General features: G+C 64.1%; 5 protein-coding genes. All 5 read left to right on the top strand.

Features of this window, described 5'->3' with window-relative positions; genetic code table 11:
- Positions 1-1,003 (top strand): ABC transporter permease subunit (locus EN884_RS24365; protein WP_164895131.1); only part of this gene is annotated, 1,003 nt, incomplete at its 5' end.
- A complete protein-coding gene (locus EN884_RS24360) occupies positions 991-2,070 on the top strand; it encodes an ABC transporter ATP-binding protein (protein WP_063169127.1) in 1,080 nt (359 codons plus the stop codon). The genes EN884_RS24365 and EN884_RS24360, both read left to right, overlap by 13 nt.
- Positions 2,070-3,236, top strand: coding sequence for an MBL fold metallo-hydrolase (locus EN884_RS24355; RefSeq protein ID WP_063169126.1), 1,167 nt, complete (start codon positions 2,070-2,072; stop codon positions 3,234-3,236). Before EN884_RS24360 ends, EN884_RS24355 begins: the two co-directional genes overlap by 1 nt.
- Positions 3,233-3,991: a 5'/3'-nucleotidase SurE gene (locus EN884_RS24350; RefSeq protein ID WP_128360776.1), complete on the top strand. Its 759-nt coding sequence runs from the start codon at positions 3,233-3,235 to the stop codon at positions 3,989-3,991. The genes EN884_RS24355 and EN884_RS24350 overlap by 4 nt, the downstream gene beginning before the upstream one ends.
- 108 nt (positions 3,992-4,099) lie before the next feature.
- Positions 4,100-5,263 carry a DUF930 domain-containing protein gene (locus EN884_RS24345; protein WP_063169125.1) on the top strand — a complete coding sequence of 388 codons (1,164 nt, stop codon included), beginning with the start codon at positions 4,100-4,102 and terminating at the stop codon, positions 5,261-5,263.
- Positions 5,264-5,372: the final 109 nt, after the last annotated feature.

The following is a 5,372-nucleotide window of genomic DNA, read 5'->3' as shown; positions in this document are numbered from 1 at the left end:
GCCGACGCTGATCTATCAGAAGCTGGCCGGCGGCGGCCCCGCCGTGCTCGGCGAAACCGCATTCCTATCGGTGCTGATCGGCATCATCGCCATGGCGGGTATCCTTGCCCAGGAGATCATGAGCCGCCGCCGCGACTATCGCATCAGCTCCACGTCGCTTTCGGCCGAACCCTATGAACTCGGTCGCTGGCGGCCTACGGTCCAGGCCGGCATGTGGCTGCTGATCATCGTGGTGCTGTTCCTGCCGCTGTTCGGGCTGGTTCTGACATCGCTGGTGCCGGGCTACGGCATCGCGCTCACCGCCAAGACGGCAACGCTCGACAATTATCGCTTCGTGCTGTTCGAGCATGACGCGGCCAGCCGCGCCTTCTTCAACAGCTTCTGGCTGTCGATCGCGGCGGCCTTCTTCGCGGTCCTGGTCGCAGTGCCGATCGGCTATCTGATCGCATGGGGCAAGCAGCGCTGGGTGCGGCTGCTCAATCTGTCGGTCGAGCTGCCCTATGCTTTGCCCGGCGTGGTGCTGGCGATCGCCTCGCTGCTCATGTTCCTGCGGCCGATCCCGCTCACCGGCATCCAGCTCTACAACACCGTCTGGATCATCCTCTACGCCTATCTCGCCCGTTTCCTGGTGCTGGCGCTGCGGCCGACCATCAGCGGCTATCACCAGATCGACCGGGCGCTGGAGGAGGCGGCGCAAGTAGCGGGCGCCGGGCTGTTCACGCGCATGCGCACGATCATCTTTCCCCTGGTGGCACCGGCGGCGATCGCCGGCGGACTACTGATCTTCATGACGGCGCTCAGCGAACTTACCGTCTCGGCGCTGCTGTGGTCGTCCGGGTCGGAGACGATCGGTGTCGTGATGTTTTCCTTCGAGCAGGGCGGCGATTCCAACTATGCGGCGGCGATGTCCGTCATCACTGTGGCGGTCACTTTCCTGTTGATGCTGGTGACCAATCTGCTTGCCCCCTACCTTCCGACCGGAGTGCTGCCATGGCGCGATTGAGCCTGGACAATGTGACCAAGAGCTTCGCCAATTTCGATGCCGTCAAGGACGTATCGATCGATGTCGGCGACGGCGAGTTCCTGGCAGTGCTCGGGCCGTCCGGCTGCGGCAAGACCACGCTGCTGCGGCTCGTTGCCGGATTCGAGAAGGTGACGTCAGGCGAGATCCGTATCGGCAGCGAGGTCGTGTCGGGCAAGGGCGGCAGCGTCGCGCCGGAAAAGCGGCGCGTCGGCATCGTCTTCCAGAACTACGCGCTGTGGCCGCACATGACGGTCGCCGAAAACATCGGCTATTCGCTGAAGGTGGCGCAGCTCGACAAGGCCGTCGCGCGCCAGAAGGTTGAAGACGCACTCGCCCTGGTCAATCTGCAAGGGCTGGGCGAGCGTCGGCCGGCCAATCTGTCCGGCGGCCAACGCCAGCGCGTGGCATTGGCGCGCTGCCTTGTCGCCGCGCCCTCGTTGGTTCTGTTCGACGAGCCGCTGGCCAATCTCGACGTGCATCTGAGGGCTTCGATGGAGGACGAGTTCGCGTCCTTCCACAAGCGCACGGGCACGACGATCGTCTACATCACCCATGACCAGGCCGAGGCGATGGCGCTGGCCGATCGGATCGCGGTGATGGATGGCGGGCGTCTTGCCCAGCTGGCGACGCCACGCGAACTCTATCATGAGCCGGCAAATGAAATGGTGGCTTCCTTCATTTCGCAGGGCATTTTGCTGCCTGCGGATGTGTTGAGCGCGGAAGAAAGAGGGCACTGCAAGGTCCGCGTTCTCGGCGCGGAACTGGTTGTCCGCTGCCGGCCAGGCGAGCGGCCGCGAACCGGGGCAAAGGTCTGCTGCCGGTCGGCCGATCTCGACGTGTCGCCGGACGGTCCCGGCTTCGATGGTCTGGTCAAGCGGGTGATCTACCAGGGTGGCTCGGCGCGCATCGAATTCACGCCTTCGACCAATCCCGACCTCACCTTGCATTTCGAACAGCCCGATCCAGTCGCGCTGGAGAGCGGAGCCCAGGCACGCCTGCGGATACGCTCCGGCTGGCTGATCCCGGCGGCGGGGGCGGCATCGTGATGATGCTCGACCTGCTCGGCGGCTTTGGCGAAAAGGGCCGCACCAGCCTTGCTGTCTGCAGCGGCAAGGATCGCATCCTGCTCGACGTCGGCATCAAGGTCGGCGCCTCGGGGGCGGACTACTATCCGGCGCTGAACGGCTCGGTCGCCGACATCGATGCGCTGTTCGTCTCGCATGCGCATGAGGATCATATCGGCGCGCTGAGCTGGCTGCTGTCGCGCGGTTATGCCGGTCCGATCTTCATGACCGCCGAGACCCGCGACGAGGCGCCTGCCACGCTCGCCGGCTATGCTGAGCCCGAGGATTTCAGGCGGTTCCCTTTTCCCGAAGATCGCCTCGAATTGTTCGAACCCGGCGACACGTTGAACAGCGGCAATTTCACGATCCGGACGGGACGCTCCGGGCATGTCGTGGGCGGCGTCTGGTTTGCCGTGGACGATGGCGAGAGCCGCGTCGCCTATTCCGCCGATGTGGTGCCGGACAGCAATGTCTTCGTCATGGACACGATCCCGCACTGCGACCTGCTTGTCCTCGATGCTTCCTACGGCGCCGATCCGGTGCCGGGGGCGGCGCGTGCGCGCGAAATCTCGCAATGGGTTGCGAGGCATTCGGGCGGGTGTCTTTTGCCGACGCCGCTCTCGGGTCGGTCGCTGGAGCTGATCGCGGCCTTGCCAGGGCCGTTCGCCATCCATGCCGGCATGCGCTCGTCCCTGGAAGCGCAGATCGGCGCCACGGCAGCCCTGTTGCCGGGCGTTTCAACGTTGCTGCGCCGCCGCCTGCAAGACGCAGCCGACTGGACCGATGCCGATCCCCTGCCGTCCATGCCGCTGCTGGCGGATGACGGCATGGGTGAAGCCGGCCCATCGTCGCGCCTCTTGCCGCGTGCCGACCATTCCGGTTTTCCGGTGCTGCTTACCGGGCATCTGCCGTCAGGTTCGCCGGGCGATGTGTTGCACAAGGCCGGTCGGGCGGACTGGGTACGCATGCCGACCCATCCGACGCTGTCGGGCAATGTCGATATCTGGGAGAAGGCCGGCCGTCCCGCGGCACTCGGCCATTCCTGCACGCCGGATCTTCTCGGCGACCTGCAATCCCACATCCCCTCGCTGCGCACGCAATGCCGCACCGGCCAGCGCATAGTGGTGTCGGAGGCAAGAAAACGATGAGAATTCTGATCTGCAACGATGACGGCATCGAAGCGCCGGGGCTTGCCCGTCTGGTCGCGGCCGCCAGCGCGTTGAGCGGCGATGTCTGGGTGGTCGCGCCCGACGGCAAGCGCACCGCCGCCGGCTCGTCATTGACGATTGCCAGGCCGTTGACCATGCGGCGCCTCCAACCGAACTGGTACGCCTGTTCCGGCACCCCGGCCGATTGCGTGGTAAGCGCCATGACCTGGTTGTTCGCCGATACGAAGAAGCCAGATCTGGTGCTGTCGGGTGTCAACGATGGCCGCAACGTTGCCGAGGACCTTGCCTATTCCGGCACGCTCGGCATTGCGCGGGAGGCCACTTTCTGGGGCGTTCCGGCCATTGGCTTCTCACGCGTGAAAAATCCTGATTTCACCGATGGCGACGACCAATGGCTTGGCGCGCTGATCGTGTCCCTGTGGCAATCGCGCGCCGACTGGGCCGCTGAGGGTCATTGGCTGAGCATCAACCTGCCGACCTCGCTGCCGGCCGAAATCCGCCAGCCGCGCATCGGTCGCGACAAGATCGCCCGCAAGGCCGAGATCGTGGAGAGCGACGGCGACCGCACGGTCATCACCGTGCCGCGCGGGCGGGCTCACGACAGCCAGCCGGGCGACGAGAACGACGCGATCGATGCCGGCTTCATCAGCATCAACCGGCTGAACTGGCTTGGCGAGACGCGGCTGGACGAACGGTTTCTGGACGGGATCCCGCGCCAGCGGCAAACTGGCTGACCTGAGGTCTGCGCGTCGTCATCCGATCACCAACCTGTCAGCGGTTAAATCAAGCCAATCCACTACCTATGCTTGAAGCCGCCGCTATTTCATTCCACATCGGTGCGGATGAAGGGCGAAACAGGAGAACGGCGGCGGCATTTGCTGTGGGCTTTGCCCGCATCGCTGATCCTGCATGCGCTCATCGCGGCGTTTCTGATCTATGGCCTGCCGAGACCCGAGCAGCAGCCGGTTCAGCAGGAACAGCCCGTCAATGTCGCGATCGTGCCGCCGCCCGAGAAGCCCAAGCCGAAACCTGCTCCAAAGCCGCCGGAACCGACACCTGAAAAGAAGGCTGAAAAGCCGCCTGAACAAAAGCCGCCGCCGCCGAAACCGCCAGACGACCAGGTTCTGAAGCGCGTTTTCCAGTACGGCCAGAAAGATACCGGGCCGGAGAAATCGCTCGACGGAAGCAGCGCTAAACCCAACACGCCGTCGCCGGCCAAGGATGAGGCTGCAAAGCCGCCTGTCGCGCCGACACCCGTGCCGACGGAGCCCGCCCCGGCTGCAACGCCACAGCAGAAGGCAGACCCCAGCAAGCCTGACGAGAAGCCGGCCACCGTTGCGCCGGACGAAAAGCCCGCGCAAAGCGAGGAAAAGCAGGCGACCGAGGACACCGACAAACAGCAGCCGGACAAACAAGAACTCGCACCGCAACCTGACGAAAAGCAAGCCGTCGTGACGCCAAAGCCATTGACGGCTGAGACCGGTGACAAGCCGGCGCCTCCAGCTTCGACTGGAAAGGCAAAGTCCAAACCTGCCAAGACAATGACGTTCAAACCCGCAAGAGCTTTCAAAGCGCCGATCGGGAATGCTGGAAGGTCAAATCCCACCAACGACGACGTTGCAGGATCACCAATCTATTCCGGCCTTCCGGGCGTCAGAAAGCTTTACTCGCAAGGGGCAACCGGCAATGCGTTCGCTACAAGCTCCATGGAGAATGTGCCGCGCGGTCAGCGGGTGGCCACCCTTTGCGGCAACGTTCTGAGCCGGGAACTGCAAAGTGCCGACTATACGGTCAAATGGGTGCCAACCATTACGCTGGACAAAGGCAATGTTCTCAATCCTCCGCAGGCCGCCTTCAGCACCAGAAACGCTTGGTACAACCTAAATTTCCGATGCGAAGTCGACGCCGATGCGACGAGGGTCCTGTCCTTCAACTTCCGTGTGGGCTCACTCGTGCCGCCTGGCGAATGGGCCAGCCGTGGATTCACAAAGTATCGTCTAAACTAGGCCGGCACACCAAACCTAGCCAATTGCCGGCTAACTTCTTGCCAGTCGGCGCAGACGAAATCGGCACCGGCAGCCGTCAGCCGCGCGGCGTGCTCGGCATAGGTATGGC

Origin of the sequence: Mesorhizobium sp. M7A.F.Ca.AU.001.01.1.1 (assembly GCF_004022735.1) — a bacterium.
Classification (GTDB): Bacteria; Pseudomonadota; Alphaproteobacteria; order Rhizobiales; family Rhizobiaceae; genus Mesorhizobium; species Mesorhizobium ciceri.
Note: the sequence above shows the minus strand (reverse complement) of the source record. Positions and strands in the feature narration are given on the sequence as shown.

Bases quoted from the DNA above. Each gene is read 5' to 3' on its own strand.
- EN884_RS24360 (WP_063169127.1), top strand. From the start codon at position 991: ATGGCGCGATTGAGCCTGGACAATGTGACCAAGAGCTTCGCCAATTTC.
- EN884_RS24355 (WP_063169126.1), top strand. From the start codon at position 2,070: ATGATGCTCGACCTGCTCGGCGGCTTTGGCGAAAAGGGCCGCACCAGC.
- EN884_RS24350 (WP_128360776.1), top strand. From the start codon at position 3,233: ATGAGAATTCTGATCTGCAACGATGACGGCATCGAAGCGCCGGGGCTT.
- EN884_RS24345 (WP_063169125.1), top strand. From the start codon at position 4,100: ATGAAGGGCGAAACAGGAGAACGGCGGCGGCATTTGCTGTGGGCTTTG.